15 protein-coding genes are annotated in these 20,450 nt (G+C 47.2%); 6 read left to right on the top strand and 9 right to left on the bottom strand.

Annotation, left to right across the window (positions count from 1 at the left end; translation table 11 throughout):
• Positions 1 to 24: 24 nt before the first annotated feature.
• The 3 genes from DFQ00_RS21630 to DFQ00_RS21620 all read right to left on the bottom strand — a co-directional run bounded on the left by DFQ00_RS21630 (position 25) and on the right by DFQ00_RS21620 (position 4,932).
• Positions 25 to 1,905: a hypothetical protein gene (locus tag DFQ00_RS21630; RefSeq protein WP_110898567.1), complete on the bottom strand. Its 1,881-nt coding sequence runs from the start codon at positions 1,903 to 1,905 to the stop codon at positions 25 to 27.
• 26 nt (positions 1,906 to 1,931) lie between these two features.
• Positions 1,932 to 3,650, bottom strand: coding sequence for a DNA repair helicase XPB (locus DFQ00_RS21625; protein WP_110898566.1), 1,719 nt, complete (start codon positions 3,648 to 3,650; stop codon positions 1,932 to 1,934).
• Between the two features lie 109 nt (positions 3,651 to 3,759).
• The gene (locus DFQ00_RS21620; RefSeq protein ID WP_110898565.1) at positions 3,760 to 4,932 is read right to left on the bottom strand and encodes a M20 metallopeptidase family protein; all 1,173 of its coding nucleotides are present in this window, start codon (positions 4,930 to 4,932) and stop codon (positions 3,760 to 3,762) included.
• Between the two features lie 209 nt (positions 4,933 to 5,141).
• Between DFQ00_RS21620 and DFQ00_RS21615 the strand changes: the two genes are divergently transcribed.
• Both DFQ00_RS21615 and ftsW read left to right on the top strand, forming a co-directional pair.
• Positions 5,142 to 5,489 (top strand): YugN family protein, encoded by a 348-nt coding sequence (locus tag DFQ00_RS21615; RefSeq protein ID WP_090923657.1) that lies wholly within the window; start codon positions 5,142 to 5,144, stop codon positions 5,487 to 5,489.
• Positions 5,490 to 5,501: 12 nt separating this feature from the next.
• Positions 5,502 to 6,788 (top strand): putative lipid II flippase FtsW, encoded by a 1,287-nt coding sequence (ftsW, locus tag DFQ00_RS21610; protein WP_110898564.1) that lies wholly within the window; start codon positions 5,502 to 5,504, stop codon positions 6,786 to 6,788.
• A gap of 63 nt (positions 6,789 to 6,851) precedes the next feature.
• On the opposite strand, the gene DFQ00_RS21605 is transcribed toward ftsW, so the two are convergent.
• Entirely contained in the window at positions 6,852 to 7,214 is a 363-nt protein-coding gene (locus tag DFQ00_RS21605) for an Asp23/Gls24 family envelope stress response protein (RefSeq protein WP_110898563.1), read from the bottom strand.
• Between the two features lie 185 nt (positions 7,215 to 7,399).
• Between DFQ00_RS21605 and cax the strand changes: the two genes are divergently transcribed.
• Complete coding sequence (cax, locus tag DFQ00_RS21600; protein WP_110898562.1) at positions 7,400 to 8,470, top strand: calcium/proton exchanger; 1,071 nt, start codon at positions 7,400 to 7,402, stop codon at positions 8,468 to 8,470.
• 144 nt (positions 8,471 to 8,614) lie between these two features.
• On the opposite strand, the gene DFQ00_RS21595 is transcribed toward cax, so the two are convergent.
• The 5 genes from DFQ00_RS21595 to DFQ00_RS21575 form a co-directional block, all read right to left on the bottom strand.
• The gene (locus tag DFQ00_RS21595) at positions 8,615 to 8,908 is read right to left on the bottom strand and encodes an Fpa/YlaN family protein (protein ID WP_110898561.1); all 294 of its coding nucleotides are present in this window, start codon (positions 8,906 to 8,908) and stop codon (positions 8,615 to 8,617) included.
• Between the two features lie 228 nt (positions 8,909 to 9,136).
• Positions 9,137 to 9,382, bottom strand: coding sequence for an HPr family phosphocarrier protein (locus DFQ00_RS21590; RefSeq protein ID WP_110898560.1), 246 nt, complete (start codon positions 9,380 to 9,382; stop codon positions 9,137 to 9,139).
• A 96-nt stretch (positions 9,383 to 9,478) separates the two neighbouring features.
• Entirely contained in the window at positions 9,479 to 10,594 is a 1,116-nt protein-coding gene (locus DFQ00_RS21585; RefSeq protein WP_110898559.1) for an aminopeptidase, read from the bottom strand.
• A gap of 108 nt (positions 10,595 to 10,702) precedes the next feature.
• On the bottom strand, positions 10,703 to 11,560 hold the full coding sequence (locus tag DFQ00_RS21580; protein WP_110898558.1) for a hypothetical protein: 858 nt from the start codon (positions 11,558 to 11,560) through the stop codon (positions 10,703 to 10,705).
• A gap of 161 nt (positions 11,561 to 11,721) precedes the next feature.
• Entirely contained in the window at positions 11,722 to 13,713 is a 1,992-nt protein-coding gene (locus DFQ00_RS21575) for a sensor domain-containing diguanylate cyclase (RefSeq protein ID WP_110898557.1), read from the bottom strand.
• A gap of 463 nt (positions 13,714 to 14,176) precedes the next feature.
• Between DFQ00_RS21575 and rpsD the strand changes: the two genes are divergently transcribed.
• The 3 genes from rpsD (at position 14,177) to DFQ00_RS21560 (ending at position 20,425) form a co-directional block, all read left to right on the top strand.
• Complete coding sequence (rpsD, locus tag DFQ00_RS21570) at positions 14,177 to 14,776, top strand: 30S ribosomal protein S4 (protein WP_110898556.1); 600 nt, start codon at positions 14,177 to 14,179, stop codon at positions 14,774 to 14,776.
• 190 nt (positions 14,777 to 14,966) lie between these two features.
• Positions 14,967 to 17,072 (top strand): methyl-accepting chemotaxis protein, encoded by a 2,106-nt coding sequence (locus DFQ00_RS21565; protein WP_167433795.1) that lies wholly within the window; start codon positions 14,967 to 14,969, stop codon positions 17,070 to 17,072.
• Between the two features lie 251 nt (positions 17,073 to 17,323).
• Positions 17,324 to 20,425, top strand: coding sequence for a transglycosylase domain-containing protein (locus DFQ00_RS21560; RefSeq protein WP_110898554.1), 3,102 nt, complete (start codon positions 17,324 to 17,326; stop codon positions 20,423 to 20,425).
• Positions 20,426 to 20,450 lie beyond the last annotated feature (25 nt).

Raw genomic sequence — 20,450 nt, 5'->3', positions numbered from 1 at the left:
ATTTCATGCCGCAAATCCTCAGCTTTAGACATGATCTGGCAGAATAAGACGCATTGCATCCCAGCCTTCGGGTGTAAATGTTCGCCATTCTGTTGTGCCTATTGATTCCCCGCTGTCCAGAAGACACCATGCCTCAAGTGTCCAGCGCTCGTATCCTTGAACGTGATGAGGAATCAGAACAAACGTATCGTCTCCCTTGCGTACGCCTAATTTCACCTGCCATTCAATGGCTTGAATTGCAATCTGACGTGCAGTAGACGCATGATACTTTCTCCATTCCCTGTGCCACGTCTCAGGTATATCCTCTTTTTTCATGGACCAGGCGGGCGCTTCCTTCACATATGCTCTACGATCTTCTCCAACACCATCTCCGACGTCATCCTGAAGCACTTCCACACCTTCATGCCAAGCACCGCCTACATGAAACGCAACATCATTTCCACCAGCTGTCATGCCTGTCTGGATACGCCCTTGAAGTAAGCCTTGCGCACCAGAATTATCAACCAGAGAAGGCGACTTATGAGGCGAATTCGATGCCACTTTTCCTGCAAGCTCGACAGTGTCCTGCTTCCGTGTCTGTGTTTGTGTTTTTGTTTGTTTTTGCGTTTGTTTCATCGTCTGTATTTCGCAATCTCTTGTCCAATCCTTCAAGGCCGCCATCACATGCTCTGGCAAACTGCCATGACTATATTTCTCCAGAAATTGAACTGCCGACTGTCTCTCCTGTCCTCCTGCTATTGATTCGGCCTTCTCAACCCGCTCTTTGCACAGCCGATAAATCGACATCTGATCACGTATCATTCGTTCACAGTAATGCTCCAGCCCCCAACAGACTGCGGGAGACACGTCAGGGGGGACCATCACCTCAAAATCAGGCTGCACATACACTCTGGCGGATGCTTCCTCGACCTCTACCTGAGTATGATGCCGCACAACATCCGCTTCAACGCTCCGAGCTGATCTATGGATATCCATAAGCTCAGCCGGATTCATCAGCCAGCGAAACGCCAGCGCTCCATCTGCTGTCTCGCCAACCTCGCCAAACCCCCAGCCCGCCAAAGCCATCAGCCAGCTCTTGATTTTTGGATGGTCCTGCTCATTTCGAATTCGATACCATTCATTCAAACCCGGTGTTAACAAGACAAGTTGATAACGAAAATGCTGCATCATCGGCTCTGACGCTCCGTATCGGTCCATGCACACTTGAAAAATCTCCCGATGCATTTCTGACCAGGATAGCCTGATCCACTGCTGCAAACGCTCTTGAGTGATTCTGAATCCCTTGTCCATCTTCTGCAACAAATGAAGGCAAAGCAGCAGATCCAGGAGGATAACGACATGTACGGGATATACATCAGCATGTTCATATGAAAGATTGAGGTCTTCGAAATCAGCAGGAGATAAAATCGTTAATGTGCTTAACTTCTCCACACTTCGTTTATGTATGGTGCCTTTGGATGTCAAGGGCAGCCCCTCTCTTTCGATCCAGGCGATCAGATGAAGCAGCTCTGCCGCTACATGCGGCTTACCCTCCAATATTACACGGGTAACCGGTTCACTCATCGCTTCCACTACACGCTCCAGATGATCAGCACAAACCAGCGTCAAGACGCTGAGATGACTTGGCGGGATATAATAAATGCATTCCCCCCAGCCCTTGTTAGCCGAGCTGATCCAACGTTTACGCCGAAGCATAGCAAAGGCCAGTTTGGCTTCCGCTCCGCTTAATCCCTCCTTGGCCCACACCTCGGGAGGCAGAAGAGAAGAAAAGCTCTGACCCGCATGTTTGTGAAAAAGTGCACGCAACACCCGCTGCTCTGCTGATCCAAGCGCAAACCATGATTCCAGAGCAGCCTCTTGTCTCGACTGTATCTCCTGTTCCATATCAAATTCGAAATCAGACACCTCAAATCCCTCCTCTGCTGTAGCGTTTATTGAATCATATCTGATTCCTGTACAATCGCATATTCGTACCCCTGCTCAACGAGAAACATCTGGCGATGCAACGCAAATTCCTGCTCCTTGCTATTTTCAGAAACAAGCGCATAGAAAAAGGCTTTATTCTCATCTGCCTTGGGACGCAAAATGCGGCCGAGCCGCTGAGCCTCTTCCTGTCTTGACCCAAAGCTTCCTGAAATCTCAAGCGCAACCGCAGCATCCGGCAAATCCACGGCAAAATTGGCAACCTTGGACACAACAATAGTGCGTATATTCCCCTGACGAAAAGCAGAGAACCACTTGATTCGCTCCTGCTGTGACATGGAGCCCGAGATGAGTGGTGCATCAATTTCCCGGGCAATCATCTCAAGCTGGTCGAGGTATTGACCAATAACGATCGTTGGTGCATTGCTATGACGTTCAAGCAAGCGTTTAACAACATTTAATTTGGCAGGATTTTCAGCTGCAAGACGAAATTGATGTTTGCCCTCGGCTTGCACATACGTCGATCTTAATTCAGGCGATAACGGAACCCGAACCTCCTGACACTTCACCTCGGCAATCCAGCCTTGCTGCTCCAGCTCTTTCCATGGCATATCGTATAATTTGGGACCAATCAGCGAGAATACATCCTGTTCACATCCATCTTCACGCACAAGTGTAGCCGTCAGCCCCAAGCGGCGGGTTGCCTGAATGTCAGCTGTAGCGCGGAACACCGGGGCCGGCAGAAGATGCACCTCGTCATAGATGATCAGCCCCCATTTTCGCTCCTGTAACAGGTGCATGTGGCTAAAATCCGCATCCTTGGACTTGCGGTGAGTCAAAATCTGATATGTAGCCACCGTCACCGGCTTCACCTGTTTCTTCTGGCCGGAGTACTCTCCGATCTGCTCGGAAGTGATCGTTGTTTTATTTTGAATTTCCTGCATCCATTGCCGAACCGATGTTGTATTAGACGTCAAAATAAGGCATTCGCATTGCAGCCGTTCCAACACGGCTATGCCAATGACCGTTTTGCCTGCTCCGCAGGGCAGCACAAGCAGCCCGCTGCCGCCCGTGCCTTCGCCACCCGTAAAAGCATTTACCGCTTTTTCCTGATATGGACGAAGCGCAAATCCCTCTTGTTCTCTCTCCTGGGATGTACTTGCCTTGGATGTCCCTGCGTCAGAGCACCAGCCAAATGAAAGCTCACTGCCTTTCCGATAACCTGCATAATCCAGTACCGGATAACCAAGACGGGTCAGCTCCTGTTTCAACAATCCACGATTCTCCCCTGATAGCAGAAGCTCATGGTGATTTACCCGCTCCATACGAAATGCCGCAATCGACCTTATCGCATTTAACTCATCCAGGAGCTGCACATCTTGACTAACCAAGCGCATGCCACCATGATCCGGCTCAGCGAGCAACTTTAATTTGCCATACTGGTCCATGATTCTCTGCACATCCTGCGTAAGAGCAGAAGGCACACTCCAGCGTGACACCTGCTCCAGACTGGCAATGACTTGCTCCGACCTCCAGCCTAGTGCTGCCGCGTTCCATAGAGACAGTGGCGTAATACGGTAGGTGTGGAAGGATGAAGGTGTTTTCACTAACTCGGCATATAAGCAGAGCTGTGCTCTCGCCGCTTCAAATTCAGAATGCCCCGTCTCCAGCAGCACAGTGAAATCCCGCTGTACAATGCAGGCACCTGACGGATTAAAGGTCTTCATTTGTTCTCGTCCTCCTTCACCATCTGCTAATCTATCTTTGTTCCTCCAAAACATAAAAAAAAGCACCCTGTCCATACCTCGGTATGATCAGGATGCCCAACTATAATGTTTAAAATTCGGCTGTGTAGCCCTTCACCATGGACACAAACAGCTGCACACCTGTCTGCATCGCGTCCTCGTCAAAATCAAACATCGGGTGATGATGCGGATACACTGCATTTTTCTCCGGATTACCTGCACCGACAAACATGAAGCACCCTGGAACCTGCTGCAAATAATATGCAAAGTCCTCTGCCGGCATCAGCATGGGAGAATTCTGAACCCGATCCGTACCAAACGTCGCTTCAGCCTCGCGGAAGAACCGCGCGGTCTCTCGCTCATCATTTACAACGGGCGGGTAACCCATAATGTATTTTACTTGGGTCTCTGCGCCGTAGGCAGCCCCTGTCTGCGCTACCATCGTAAGCACCCGTTCCTTCATTGCGTTCCGAGTTTCCTCATCAAAGGTCCGTACCGTGCCGCTTAATTTGCACTGTTCGGCAATTACATTCTGCGCCGAACCCGCTTGCATGGTGCCAATCGTTAGTACAGCAGGGCGCAACGGATCAACCGAGCGGCTGACTACAGTCTGTAGCTGCATAACAAGAGCAGAGCCTACGACTACACTATCCACCGTAGCCTGAGGCATCCCGCCGTGACCGCCTTTACCCTTGATATCAATATAAAAATCATCGGCCGCTGCCATCATTGGCCCTGCTGTGCTTGCAACCACACCTACAGGAATGGGAGTCCATAAATGGATTCCGTAAATTACATCCACCCCTTCCAGTGCTCCATCTGCAATCACTTGCACAGCACCGCCTGGAAGCAACTCCTCTGCCGGCTGGAACAAAAAGCGAAGCTCACCCTGGACCTCCTGCCTGTGACGACTGAAATATAGCGCCGTTCCGAGCAGCATAGAAATATGACCATCATGACCACACGCATGCATAACCCCCGCCTGTTGAGAGGCATATGCTACATTTTTCTCGTCCTGAATAGGTAATGCATCCATATCAGCCCGCAGCATCACTACAGGTCCTGGCCTTTCTCCACGAAGTACGCCAACAATTCCATGACCGCCTACATGTCGTTTAACCTCAATGCCAAAGCTCTCCAGCATATCTGCCACAAAAGAGGATGTCTTCTCCTCATGAAAGGAAACCTCAGGATTGCGATGAAGGTGACGCCGCCATTCCACCATGTGGATCTGCAGATCTTCCCACCAAATATTCGTTGACATGTAACCCCATCCTTTCGATCATCAACGGCACTTTTTACAACCGCTAACCTTCCTCTTCAAACCTATTGCAGTATATTGTAGCAGAATTGCATGAAAACCGATACGAATGGCCTTTGGAAAGCTTGCACGGGAAGGTGAAACATACTATCATGAACTAGAGTAACATACGAGAAATATACTCGGAAGCTTATGAGGAGGATCAAACGCTTATGATTTTTGAGAACACAGGCTTGGATGGCTTGAAAAGCGACTTGGCATACCTGGATGAGAGCGCCGAGAAAGTCGGATTTGTCCGGTGGCAGTGGGAATACTACCGTGCTACATATGACTACAAAATCGAAGATGAACAAACTAACTCAGAATACTTTGTACGCATTAATACGCGCGCGGTAGAAGGCAAGCTGGAAAAACCCGATACGGTTCTGGCCGTTGAAGCCGTTTATCTCGGCAAAGCCACTTTTCCGCATGGACTTGATTACGACTCTTCCGTTCCGCAGCCAGTCGTGAAGCTGGCCACCCAAAAACTACAGCAGCTTAAAGAACTGCTAGAAGCTTAGGCGGGCCATGCCATGAAACAACAAAAGGCCCAGACGAGAACGAAGAGAGGCACGCCGGATTTTCAACTGCTAATCCTCACTTTATTGTTGGTGGGCTTTGGACTGGTGATGGTATTCAGCTCCAGTTCCAGCATTGCAATTGCAAGCGAAAGTTTTAACAACGATGCCCTTTACTTCACGAAAAAACAACTTATGTGGGCGATTATCGGTCTATTTGGCATGTTTTTTGCCATGAACATCCGCTTTAACAAGTACAAAAAGCTCTATGCACCTTTTTTCCTGTTCACCACGGCGTTGCTGCTGCTCGTACTGATTACAGGAAAAGTACTGAACGGTGCAAAAAGCTGGATTCATCTGTTCGGATTCAGTCTGCAGCCTGCAGAATTTGCAAAAATTGCAATTATTCTTTATTTAGCTGCTCTGATTACCAAAAAAGGGGAACGTTTCCGTGATTTCAAGACGGGTTATTTCCCCGTGTTAATTATCGTAGGCTTTATTGCAGGTTTAATCATGCTGCAGCCTGACTTCGGTACCTGCTTCATCCTGGTATCCACCTGCGGTCTTGTCATTTATGCCGGCGGTGCCAGTATGAAGCACATTCTCGGCTCTATTCTGCTGGTAGTGCTTGGTGGAGGTCTCGCCTTCGGTGCAAATGCTCTCTTCTCCTCCATGTCTCCTGGCCCTGTCGCACTGGATCCCGCTACAACAGTGACAGCAGAGCAGAACTACAAAATTGGTCGGATTCAGGCTTTCCTTAATCCTTTATCCGATATTAATGGGGGAAGTCTCAACCTCTACCGCTCTCTGGTGGCTATTGGTGACGGTGGCATTACAGGCTCGGGTCTTGGTCAAGGCATCATGAAGCTGCATTATTTGCCCAATGCTTATAATGACTTTATTTTCTCTGTGATCGGAGAGGAGCTCGGCTTTATTGGCAGCGCCCTGTTCCTGCTAGTATATTTATACTTTATCTGGCGGGGAATCGTTGTCTCACTGAGGTGCCCTGATCCGTTTGGCACACTGGTAGGCATAGGAATTATGGGACTGATTGCGATCCAGGCCTTCATCAATATCGGAGGGGTCACTCAGACAATCCCTGTAACGGGTGTTACACTTCCGTTTATCAGTTATGGGGGAACTTCTCTGTTCGTCATGATGGTTGCGATGGGAATTGTGCTGAGCATCTCACGCACGAATAACCTTGAAGCGATCAAAGAAGAAAAAACCAAATCGGTTACTGTTCAAACACGTACTTCTCCCGCAGTTCGTTCCCGCGACTCCATTCGCCGGGTTCGCTAAGAGTAGCATCAAAAAAAGACTTTGCATCCGTAGATGCAAAGTCTTTTTTTGATGGATCATCCTTTACAGGTCGTCGCCTCTGAAAGATACACCTTCGACCTTTACGTTGACTTCAACGACACGTAATCCGGTCATCGTCTCTACCGCTTCTCTCACATTCTGTTGAAGCATACGTGACACTTCATGAATCGGGGTTTCGTACAGGACGATGATGCGCAGATCAATGGCTGCTTCCAGCTGGCCGACCTCCACGCTCACGCCCTTCTGCACGTTTTTACCGCTGAGACGCTTCGCCCAGCCCTCTGACAAACCTCCAGACATTGCAGCGATTCCAGGCGTTTCCATTGCAGCCATTCCAGCTATTTTCGAAACCACGTCATCGGCAATCCGGATGTTTCCGCTCTCCATTTGAAGTTGTTCTGCCATGCCACATCCTCCTTCACTTCGTTACTCGTATTTTAAATCGTTTCCACCCCAAAAAGCAAATTTAACTAAAAAAAGTGCGTTTACAACTTGCCACCATTTGGTTATATTGAAATATGAAATTAATCGTATAGGTACATCATGTCAATTTACAAACAAAATCAGGTACATAACCGAGGTGTTTTTTTGTGAGAAACCGGATTTCCTCCTATTTGCTGATTGCATTTTTTGTACTCAGCGCCATCGCCCACTACATGAAATGGGATTCGATTCTGCAGTTCGTTTTATCAGCCATTTCGGTTATTTTTGTCGCCGGCTTTTTAGGCAAGGCTACGGAAAATGTTGCCCATTATGCAGGACAGCGACTAGGTGGATTTTTGAATGCCACGTTCGGCAACGCAGCAGAGCTAATCATCGCCATTTTTCTCGTCAAAGAGGGCCTGTTCGACATGGTCAAGGCCAGTCTGACCGGATCTATCATCGGAAACCTGCTGCTTGTGCTTGGTCTCAGCATTTTTGCAGGGGGGCTGAAGTATAAAATTCAGAACTACAACGTATCCCTTGCGGGACTGAACGGCTCTTTGATGATTGTTGCTATCATCGCCCTGTTTGTTCCGGCAGTCTTCCTGAACACCCACTCCATCACACAGCGGGATACGAATACACTCAGTCTCATCGTTGCCGGATTGCTTATTGCCGCATATATCGCCTGGCTACTGTTCTCCATGGTTACGCATAAAACCTACCTTGCGGATGTAACCGACGATAATGATGAGGAATTGCCTCATGAGCATGCTCCGGAGTGGTCGAAAAAAAAGTCCATCCTGTATCTCATTATTGCAACGGTCATGGTTGCTTTTGTCAGTGAATGGCTGGTCGGCACACTTGAAGTATTCACCTCCAAGTTTGGCCTGAGCGAGCTGTTCGTCGGTGCATTCCTCGTTGCAATTATCGGGAATGCAGCTGAACATAGTGCCGCCATCATGCTTGCGATGAAAAATAAAATCGGGGCAGCTGTGGAAATTGCGGTAGGCAGCAGCTTGCAGATCGCCCTGTTTGTCGCCCCTGTGCTCATCTTTGTCAGCTACTTTACCGGTCGTACGATGGACATCGTGTTCACCACCATTGAGCTGGTAGCGATCGGTGTGTCTGTATTCATAGCGAAGTCGATCACACAGGATGGTTCCACCAACTGGTACGAAGGCTTGCTGTTGCTTGTCGTTTATATCATTCTCGGTGTATCCTTCTTCCTTGTATAACCGAACAGTTCAAAAAAAGGCGTCCGTGGGAAATTCGTTTCCCATAGACGTCTTTTTTTGAGATTCCCGTGCCATGCTCCTACAAACAAAAAAAGCATGCAACGAACATGTGCATGCCTTCTATACTGACCCGCGCGACGCAGGCTATTGCTCATTCTTTTTGTTCAGTGCTTCATATAAAATCGCCAGATTCCGTTCAAGCGCGCTAACCATCTGCTTCCCTGTACCTTCTGGAAGGAGCCCTGCACGAACAGCAAAATCCACTTCCTTGGAGAACCCATACATCTGTGTATCCAGTACTTCCTCGTAGAGAGGGCAGTAGCGGGTAGCCAGATTCTCCATCTGTACTTCAATAAGCTTCTGTATTTTATCTGCATCTTCTTGAAGAAGACTGATTGCTTTCAGGTGCAGCTGGTCCTGCAGATCAGATGAAGTCATGCATCATTTCCCCCCTATGTCCCAAAAATCGCGTAAAGACGTTCTACATCTAATATTAGACGAAATGAAGAGCTAATACAAGAACCTGACCAAAATAAGCATACAAGCTATACGTTACCCTGTAGCCATCCTTTGCTCTGTCGTTTTTGCCCCTTGCACAACTTTGCACAATGTCTTTTCTCAATGAAAAACACCCCTGCCCTGAGGCAGAGGTGCTCTTAAACGCTGTTATTCAGAAGCAATGTTTACATTCAGACCATGCTTGGCGAACACTTCGGACATTGCTGCCTTCGCTTCAGCAGCATCCGGGCCATGAACGTGCAGCTCATAGCTGTGTGTGCTGATCAGTGTTGTAAACAAGCCCAGAATACTTTTTACGTCGATATACTTGTTCTCTGAATGAAGCACGATTGAAGAAGTAAACTTGCCTGCTGTTTGAGCAATTTCCACTACAGCCGCGTTATTACTCGACATAGGAATCCCTCCGTCTTTTCACTATTAGTATCATCTATTAATTACCACTACATGATACCGTGAATCCGCTTTCCTAGCAACTGCAAAATGCAGTTCCTATTTCAACTGGTCTGGATTCAAACATTCCAGCTCAGGAATAACGAAAATACCATCTTTACGAATCAGCACATCATCAAAATAAATCTCCCCACCACCGTAGTCCGGGCGCTGAATCAATACGAGATCCCAGTGAATGGATGAACGGTTTCCGTTATCTGTTTCTTCATATGCCTGACCAGGCGTAAAGTGCAGGCTACCTGCGATTTTTTCATCAAACAAAATATCTTTCATCGGATGCAAAATATGCGGGTTGAATCCAATAGCGAACTCACCAATATGGCGCGCACCTTCATCGGAATCCAGAATTTCATTCAGACGTTTCGTATCATTGCTCGATGCTTCAACAATTTTACCATCCTTGAACGTAAATTTAATATTCTCAAACGTAACTCCGTTATAGAGCGTAGGTGTATTGTAACTGATCGTGCCATTAACCGAATTGCGAACAGGGGCACTGTACACTTCGCCGTCAGGAATATTTTTCTGACCAGAGCATTTCTCTGCACCAATGTCTTTAATGGAGAAGCTCAGATCCGTTCCTGGTCCTGTAATCCGCACTTTGTCCGTACGTTTCATGAGACCCGCAAGTGAATCCTGTGCTTTGTCCATTTTCGCATAATCAAGGTTACATACGTCAAAGTAGAAGTCTTCAAATGCTTCCGTACTTGTATTGGCAAGTTGTGCCATACTTGCGTTAGGATAACGAAGCACGACCCATTTTGTATGTTTGACACGCTGCTCGCTATGTACCGGATGGGAATACAGGGCATTGTAGAGCTTCATCTTTTCTTCCGGCACATCGGACAGATCGTTTACATTTTCTCCAGCACGAATACCGATGTAACACTGCATTTGCTTCATGCGGTTCAGGTCAATCTCCGCCCACGTTTTCATCATCTCTTCTGTAGCATTTCGGAGCATCGCACGCTGAACCGTTCGATCTGTCAATTGTACGAAAACGTTACCGCCCTTTTTGCCTACTTCCTCAATGATCGCATTCATCAGATCACGCTCTGATCCAATCATCTCAACCAGCACGTTTTCACCAGGCTGTACATCAACAGAATAACCGACCAGGTTTGCTGCAAGCTTCTGAATTCTAGGGTCCTTCATTCGATAAATCCTCCTGTCATCTGCCATTCAATGAATTGAACAACGGTAAATTACGTTACTATTGTAGCATGCACTAAGCATCCCGTCAGCAGGCAGTCACAGGTTTAGTTATTGATATGATTTAAAATTGACATCGGTGACCAGAGCCTCCACATTATTTCGACTATTGTTATCCCTGTACTTCATCTGACTTTCCGAAGAAAGGCGCATGGGCAAGCTCGTTTTACGGTCCACAGTAAGATGGTACACGGTATGCACCTCCGCCTTCTCGAACATCCGCTGCATGGAAGACTCTCCCTGCTGCCAGACCTTCTGCAGCTCCTCCTCCAGCTTCTGCCGATCCGCACCTTTTACCTGGGTCGCCTTATGCATATACTCCGCCCGAATCGTATTCATCTCGTCCTTCAGTTGGCTTGCTGCCCAGGCTTTAGCGTCCTCTGGCGCAAGTTCAATGCGTAATATTTGCGTTTGGCGCCCTGATCCATATTCGGACTGAATTGTTTTTTTCATCGTATCAATTTTCTCCAGTTGAGCAATTGGATTAAAGCGGGATAACGATCCGCGCAAGGGCTCATGCTGTGCTGTCAAAGCAGTCCACTGTCCTTGTTTACGTTCAAAAGAAGCGCTAAATCCACCGGATTGTCCGTTGTTGTTAACGGTATTCATTGAGATATCTGAACCCGCTGCGGTCACTGCGCCAGGCAAACGGGTTTGCAGCGTCAGCCGGTCATGCTCCTCCAGCTTCCCCTCGAATTTGAACTGATTTTCAAACATTGCGCTGTTTTCCCGTCTTAACCCCGCCTCCCCTTCAAACGACAATGTCTCTTTCCCTGCCATGCCTGATAAGGCCAGAGCAAAGATTTCTTCAGGTGTCCGATCACGCTGGAATATCCCGCAGCCCGGAACGACTGCCAGCATAACACACAAGGTTAACAACAACGTACGCATCGACGGACGGTTCAGCATATGGAATCCACCTTTCGGTCATTTTCTCCATAGATTGCCCTCACCTTGTACACTTATACTAAGGCGTGTCTTGAAGCCTACTGAAGTGCATCCTTTACAGCGTTTTCGGACATGCCATACAAAAAAAAGAGAACCGACTCCGCATCCGGAATAGCTCTCTCTTAACGTGTAACTTCCTGCTCTTCAATCACTATTCGATTTCGGCCCCCGTTTTTGGCGCTGTATAGTGCCATATCTGCACGGTAAAACAGGGACTCCACGCTTATCTTCTCGTCCATCCAGTTCCATTCAGCGATACCGCTTGACACCGTTACAGGCGGTCGGGTCTCGGCCTCAACTCGTTTGCGGATCAGCTCAGCATAAGCAAGCGCCTGATGGATTCCGATCTGCGGCATGTAGATCGCAAGCTCTTCTCCGCCCCACCTCGCACATATATCCTCTGGCCGAACGGAACTGGTGACAATGTCACTCACTTGCTTTAATACCTGATCTCCGGTCTGATGACCGAAGGTATCATTGACCTGCTTGAATTGATCAATATCAACAACAACCAATGAACCACAGTAATCATGAGCCTGACGCTCGTGAATGATGTTATCCAGATAGTGCCTTACATAGAGCCCTGTTAACATATCCAGATTAGCGAGACGTCGTACTTCTGCATGCAAGGTTGCATTGGTAATTGCAAGCCCGAGATGGATGGATAACATCTGAAGCAGGCGATAGTTATCATAGGAGAAAAAATGCTCTCGTTCATGAGCCAGCAAAATTACACTCTTCACCTGTCCATCTATCCGCACTGGAGCTGCAATCAACGACATGGCGCCTGTAAGCTCCATAAAGTTAGAGGTCACTTTGTCAAATTGCGTATAATCGGATATAATCAACGGCTCTTCCGTCTGATACATATAACCGGCAATACCGGAATCAACCGGATAGGTTTTATGAGTGATTTCTTTGACATTGGTGGACATAACCTCAAACCGGTTCGTATTGTCATTCAATCGCAAAATGCAGCAAAAATCAGCTTGAAATGTGTGCTTGAGCTCTTGACCGGAAAATTGATAAATCTCCATCAATTGCAAGCTTTTGTTGAGGCGCTGTGTGAGATCATTGATTACACGAAGTTCCTGGATCAGCATATGGGACTGTTCATGCAATTTAGCATTTTCAAAAGCTGTCCCGGCAGTATCTGCCATCATGGCAATAAGCTGCAGATCGGAATCCTCAATTAATTCCTCGTTCATCTCGATGTGAAAGACACCGTAGATGCCTTGTTTGCCTTTTAACGGCAAGCCCACTTCGATGATACGCCTCTCCATTCCCTCCGAGCGGGATACGATAAGCTTGCCCTCCATAAAGGACCGAACGCAAATATCCTCTCCACGCTCCTGCACAAGTAGCGGCTTGATCCTTGGATTAAAATTCCTTTGATCCTGAGACATATACAGCATAATATTTGCTGAAGGATAGAGATAATCCATACTTACAAAAACCTCGTCCAGTATGGCCCCGACATCCATCTTGTCATGCATGCGCTGCACAATCTGAAAAAGAATAGATCTCCGGTGTTCCTCCCGCGTTGTTTGTTCATGTGCATACAGCAAATCCGTCATAAATATGTATTCGAATCTTCGGTAAAAGCAAGTACGATAGTGCAATGCCTCAGATCGAACTACAGCTTCTGAAATTTCGGATACGCTGGATTCAAAAAACAGAGCAGTAAACACGGCAAACAAATCTCTGTTTGTTCTCGAAAATAACGGCTCGGCAATAAGCAGATAATCTCCTTGTACGCTGGTTCCGCTTTGGGACAACGTACTTTTCTTCTCCGCACATTCCAATGCCAGCAAACGTACATTGATGGCTGGATCAAACTCCTGACCGCTGTCTTTCCCCACACATTCGCCTTCTGTATTCCATACACTGTATACAGTAAACGTTCTGTGCAGTGGGTTATCCAGCTGGCTTGTCCAATCCCCATACGCTTGCCCTAACAAACTGCTTAAATATGAAAAGTCAGAAGGGGTTATATCCATTTTTTGCATCCACAACGCGTGATCATCATGAGATGGCGGCACATTAAACGATGTGGAATCGCCCGCACTTCGCAAGTTCAGGCTGGCAGGCAAACTTCTTAGATGTTCCAACATGTCAGGCGCTCCTTTGCACCGTTTTTACATCCGGGTGGATGCATTAATCTGCATTTAGCTATCGCAAATCTGCAAAACAATCGCAAAACCTTGATACACAAGATTGTTTAAAGTTAAGATACCATCTATTTTACTCTGTTTAAAGCTTTTTTGCATCCATATTCCAGAAAATTGTCCCATTATTTTAGGCCCAATGACCTATCGACAAATTTAGACGATTTTCTGACTTTATCTATTGCTTGACTTTGATGCTTACAGAATGTAAAATAAATTGTTGATGAAGACTACTTCGGTGTCTTTAAATTTGGGCGTTACCGGTTGTGTCACCCTCATTCTTTTTGTTGCTTTCAGGACAGCGGCTGAACTTTCCTGATTGTTCTATGCGAGGCCAAGCCCGCATCAACAAATTGGAGCGCAAACAGAGCCCTATATGAACTTTAACTAAAAAGGAGCTACTTTAAACATGGCACGTTACACTGGTCCTAAATTTAAATTGAGCCGTCGCCTCGGCATTTCCCTGAGCGGAACAGGCAAAGAATTGAAACGTCCTTTCCCTCCAGGTCAGCACGGAGCTAACCAACGCAGAAAAATGAGCAACTACGGTATGCAGTTGCAAGAAAAACAAAAATTGCGCCACATGTACGGTTTGGGTGAAAAACAATTCCGCACTTTGTTCTCCAAAGCGCAAAAAATGCAAGGTATTGCCGGTGAGAACTTCATGTTCTTGCTTGAGTGCCGCCTTGACAACCTCGTTTACCGTCTTGGCTTTGCTAACTCCCGCGCTGGAGCGCGTCAATTGGTAGCACACGGTCACGTAACTGTAAACGGCAAAAAAGTCGATATCGCTTCTTACCAAGTAAGCACTGGCGATGTAATCGGCTTGCGTGAAAGAAGCCGCGGTTTGTCTTCCGTTAAGGAAGCTATTGAAAACCGTTCGCATCTTCCAGCATACGTTGAATACAACGAAGCAGCTGTAGAAGGTAAATTCATCCGCTTGCCTGAGCGCGCTGAATTGTCCCAAGACATTGACGAAAAACAAATCGTCGAGTTCTACAACCGTTAATCGTTGCACCACAACACAAAAAAACTGCTTGAGAACTTCTCGGCAGTTTTTTTTGTGTCTTTTTTTGCTGTTTTTTGTTTTTTTATAGCGTATCTTCATTATTAACCTTTACATAACGATATTATCATTAAACATAAATACAGATTTATCGCTAGAAAACGTTCATAAAGACATCATGGAGGGACTTCATATGCAATTTTTCAGAAATACCAAACTAGGAGTAAAACTTGGCTTGCTGCTTGGAGTGGTACTCCTATGCTCTATTGGAGCGTTAATCGCTTTTAATACAAAAGCCGTCTATGACAAAAGCCTGCAGTACGGCGAATCTGTTGCGGCAAAAGCCGCGAATGTAGCCGAAAATGATTTTATGAGCGATATTAATCAGTTGAGGAACTCATTGGACAGCCTTGGTACAACGATTGTGGATGCAGCCAAACACGGATCAATGAACCGCGAAGACATTGTTCGTATTTTGGAGGAACATCTGAAGAAGGATGACAAGGTGTTTGGGATATATACCGGCTTTGAGCCAAATGCCTTTGATGGTAAGGACGCTGAGCATGTCAACAAAAACAAGTATGATGATGCAACCGGACGCTTTATTCCTTATATCGTACGAAACGGTTCTTCGTTACATTACGAGCCGCTGACCACCTACGAAGGAACAGGCGACACAAGCAAATATTATCAGCAGCCCAAGGCTACCAAAGGATTGTACTGGACGGAACCTACAACATACACGGTAGCGGGTAAAGAAGTCTCTCTCGTCTCCATTGTTCTTCCGCTGCTCGACGAAAACAATACATTCCTGGGCATCGTCGGAGCTGATTTTACAATTGATCGTTTCCAGCAAAATATCTCCTCTCTCAACCCTGATCAAGGGTATGCGATGTTGATTACCAGCGGCGGGCACATTGCAGCCCATGGCTCCAAGCCCGAGCTTGTGAAGAAAGACGCTCAAATATCTGCCGATACTCAAGCCGTTATTCAGCGTATTACAGCAGGCGAGTCGGGATTCTACGCTTCCATCGACAATGGCAAGCCGGATCTGTTTATCGCTGAGCCAGCAAAAATGCAAGGACTCGAATCAGACTGGTATCTGGTATCAGCCTTACCCAAAGATGTCATTCTGAAGCCTTTCTACGAAAGCCTGAAGTGGTCTGTGCTCATCGCGATAATTGCAGTGCTCCTGCTTGCCGGTGTCGTGACGTATACGATCCTCTCCATTGTGAAGCAATTAAACCGCGTGAACGTTGTTGCCGGTCAGCTTGCAGACGGAGACTTGACGCAAAAGCTACCTGTAAGATCAAAGGATGAATTCGGGGTCATGGCCACTCATCTGAACGAAATGATGAATACGTTGCGCCATACGATCTCAGTTATATCCGAGCATGCCTTATCGGTAGGCTCAACTTCACAGCAATTGACAGCTGGTGCGGAGGATACAAGCAAAGCCGCCGAGCAGATGGCACTCACCGGGCTGGAGGTATCCAAAAAAGCCGAGAAGCAGGTCGAGGAGCTGATGCAGTCCTCCCGTTCAATGAATGAAATATCCGCAGGCATTGAAAAGATAGCAGATGCCGCTACCGAGGTAAGTCAGGCCTCCAGATCCGTCACCGAGCGAACCTCTTCAGGTAGAGACAAGATGCAGGCAGCGATGGATATGGTTGAACGTGCGAATTCATCTGTTCAGTCCTCCATGACTGCACTGGAGCAGTTTCAGCAGCGTTCGGAGGAAATTGGACGTATTACAGGCATGATCACCGAAGTCAGTCGCCAAACGAACCTGCTCGCACTCAATGCTTCTATAGAAGCTTCACGCGCGGGTGAACACGGACGCGGGTTCGGCGTTGTCGCTGCCGAGATTCGCAAGCTCGCTGAACAGTCCAATCAATCGGCCTCCGATATTGCAGTGTTGATCCAATCGGTACAGCAGGAAGTTCGAGCTATTGTGGACTATATGGAAAAGGGCAGCGATGAAGTGACTCACATCGCAGAGGTGATGAACGAGAGCGGTGAGCTGTTCTTATCCATCTCCACTCAGATTGCTGACGTAAACGAGCAGATTGAGCAGGTCTCCGCGATTGCCAAACAGATGTCAGGCGAGTCACATCAAGTTGACTCATCCCTTGAACAGCTTAAATTGATTGGACATGAAACCGCCGACCATGCAAGTCAGGTGGCCTCTGCTTCGGAGAAGCAGCTTGCATCTATGGAGGAGATCACTGCTGCCTCGGCTGCTCTGGCACATCTCACTCAGGAACTGCTCGAACTCATCCAGCGTTTCAGAACGTAATGACAAATGTAGTGTAAATTTTTCTATTTGGATTATTGGTGACACGCAATTCCTCGAAGGCTGTCCTGCTCTCACGCCGTGACAGCCTTTTTCCTTTGTTTTTCAACTCATGAAATGTCCCCCGATATCACATGCTATATAGCATAATCCATGCCAGATTGGCAAATTTCGACCAATACTTGTATTTCTCAGGCATGCAAACTGGTCTTTTTATGCTATAATAAGTGCTGTTAAAAGGAGGAAGACACTGAATGGGTGATGTTACTAAGAAAAAGCCTGAAGAGCAGCCTGTACGCAAGCGTAGCTTTGCCCGCAGACTGGGCAGTTTTATTCTGTGGATGGCTGTGCTCGGATTGATGGGCGTACTGTTCGTGGGTGGTGCTCTGATGGGTTACGTCAGCTCCATCGTCAAAGACGAACCTGTCCGTTCCAGGGCCTTGATTGAACAAAAAGTCAGCGAAAACTCCATCACAGGCTTCGCTTATTTTTCCGACGGTAGTCCAATTGGTCAACTGCGTACGGAAGAAGATCGGCGTCCGGTCACCTTTGACCAGATTCCACAAAAGGTTATTGATGCCGTTGTTTCGATTGAAGACAATCATTTTTACGAACATAAAGGTGTAGACATGAGCGGAACGCTCCGTGCCGTGAAACAGAAGGTGCTGAAGGAATCAGTGCAAACGGGCGGCAGTACACTTACACAGCAACTAGCAAGACGTGTATTTCTAAATCTGGATCGTACCGAGGATCGTAAAGTGAAGGAAATTTTGTTATCTCTCCGACTGGAACGTTTTCTGACCAAAGACGAGATCATGACAGCTTACCTGAACAAAGTGCCTTTCGGTAATGGTTCAAGCGGTTACAACGTATATGGAATCAAGGCAGCAGCCAAAGGATTATTTAATATCAATGATCTCGAAAAAATAAACACGGCTCAGGCCGCTTATCTGGCTGGTTTGCCACAGCTGCCCTCCTCCTACTCCGCCTTTAACGGTAAAGGTGATTTTGTAGAGGACAATTTTGACCGCGCCATCAATCGTCAGCGTCTCGTTCTTCGCCGGATGCTTGAACTCGGCAAAATCTCACAAACAGAATACAATGAAGCTCTTGCCTTTGATATCAAAAGCTCGCTCGCACCAAAAACCGTTAAAGCTTATAATACTTATCCATACCTTATGATGGAAACGGAACGTCAGGCAGCACAAATTTTGATGCAGCAGCTCAGTGAGGACAAAACAAAAACTGCTGGCAAAAGCACAGACGCAGAAACATCCCGCAAAGAGAACAGCGCACTGCTGGAGGAGGCACAATCCCAGCTACGTACTGGTGGATACCGCGTCTATACAACCATTAACAAAGAGATTTATAAAACGATGCGTACGATTGCGGAAGATAACAGCAACTTCTCTGCGGACGATCCTGTCAAGGGGAAAGAGCAAACCGCAGCCATGCTTATTAATCACAAGACAGGTGCTATTCTGGGCATGATTGAAGGACGAAGCTTTAAAGATGAACAGATGAACTATGCAACACAGATGGTCCGTCAGCCAGGTTCAACGATGAAGCCTATTGCTGCCTACTTGCCAGCATTGGAGGAAGGTCTCATTCAACCCGCTTCCATTATTGATGATTCACCAATCATCCTGAAAGACGGCTCTAGCGGCTACCATATTGCCAAAAATGCTAACAACCGTTACCAAGGTTTGGTAACAGCTCGCAGAGCATTGAATTATTCATTGAACATACCTGCATTGAAGCTGTTTAATGAGGAAGTTGGAATCGAAAAAGCCTGGACTTTTGCCAAAAAGCTCGGAATCACGACAATCCAAAAGCAGGATTATCAAGCACAAACAGGTGTACTCGGTGGTCTTCAGTACGGTGTCACCGTGGAAGAGCTGACAAGTGCCTACGGTGCGATTGCCAATAAAGGTGTATACAATGATTCCTATATGATCAGCAAAATTGTCGATTCCAAGGGAAATATCGTATACCAGCATGATCGTGCGCCTGTACAAGCATTTTCGGAGCAAACAGCCTATCTGATGACAGATATGCTGCGTACCGTCATCACTGAAGGTACAGCCGATAAAGTGCGTGAGAACTACAAGTACAGATCAAGTGTACCGATCGTGGGTAAAACAGGCTCCACTCAAAATTATGCAGACGTCTGGTTTGAAGGTTATACCCCAGATGTTACGCTGGGTGTATGGGTTGGTTATAAACAGCCGATTAATACACTGGAAAACAAGTCACAGCGCAAACGGGCGCAGCAGCTCTGGGCAAAAATCATGAATGAAGTGGTGGAAACACAAAAGGATCTTTTTGTAACCCATTCATTCAAAAAACCGTCAGGCATCGAAACTCGGACGGTGTCCGCATACAGCGGCAAGCTGCCAACATCACTGACCGATAAATTTGTTACTGACATTTTCAATAGCAAATTTATTCCGAAGGAAAGCGATGATGCTGTCGCTAAAGCGAAATATATTACGTACAACGGTGTAAATTACATCCCTCGAGATGAAACACCTAATGATATGCTGAAGGAAAAAACGGTTATCAAACGTAAAAAGCCGATCTCGGATCTCATTAAGGAATTGCAAAATGCGTTTAAACGGATGAGTCGTCACGAGTCGCTGGCATATTACCTGCCTGAGGATGCCGCTGCTGATCTGCCGACAGAGATTGATCCGCGTACCGATAACGGCAAAACCCCGGATGCACCTGGTAACGTTCGCCTCTCGATCTCGGGGGAACGTGCAACGATCACATTTAACGCTACACCTGAAAGTGATGTCGTTGGTTATCGTCTATATCGTTCAGTGAACGGTGCCGGATTCCAGAATCAAGGCCAGGTGGTGCTGACAGGTGACTCCAGATCGTTCTCTGCTTACGCAACATTAAGCGGCAACTTTGCATTCTATGTCACCGCTGTAGACGTTGCAGGCAAGGAATCTGCACCAAGTGCGATTGTAAGCAGTGCAGGTGTTACTCCGCCTGAAACCGAGGCTCCAGAGCCCATTGAGGTCCCAGGCACGATCGTCACACCAGGAGAGACCGTGAACAACAATGCACCAACAGCTGTTCCGGGCACACCGGGGCAAATCAGTGTATCCGCCCTCTCGCAAGGCCTTCGGATTCAATGGTCTTCGAATCCAGAAGCAGACAAGGTACAAAGTTATGCTGTCTACTACAGTGAAACGGGGTCAGGAGCATATAGCAAAATTGGCACAACCTCCGGTACAAGTATGGATTATGGTGTACCGTCATCAACAAGCGGCTGGTTCAAGGTATCCGCTATCAACAGTGTCGGAGAATCAGACACTTCAGCCGCGATACACTATCAGCCTTAATCTGGTGACATGCCGTTGTCGATGT

Origin of the sequence: Paenibacillus barcinonensis (assembly GCF_003217495.1) — a bacterium.
Taxonomy (GTDB): domain Bacteria; phylum Bacillota; class Bacilli; order Paenibacillales; family Paenibacillaceae; genus Paenibacillus; species Paenibacillus barcinonensis.
The sequence above is the reverse complement of the archived record's forward strand: the minus strand, read 5'-3'. Positions and strand labels throughout refer to the sequence as shown.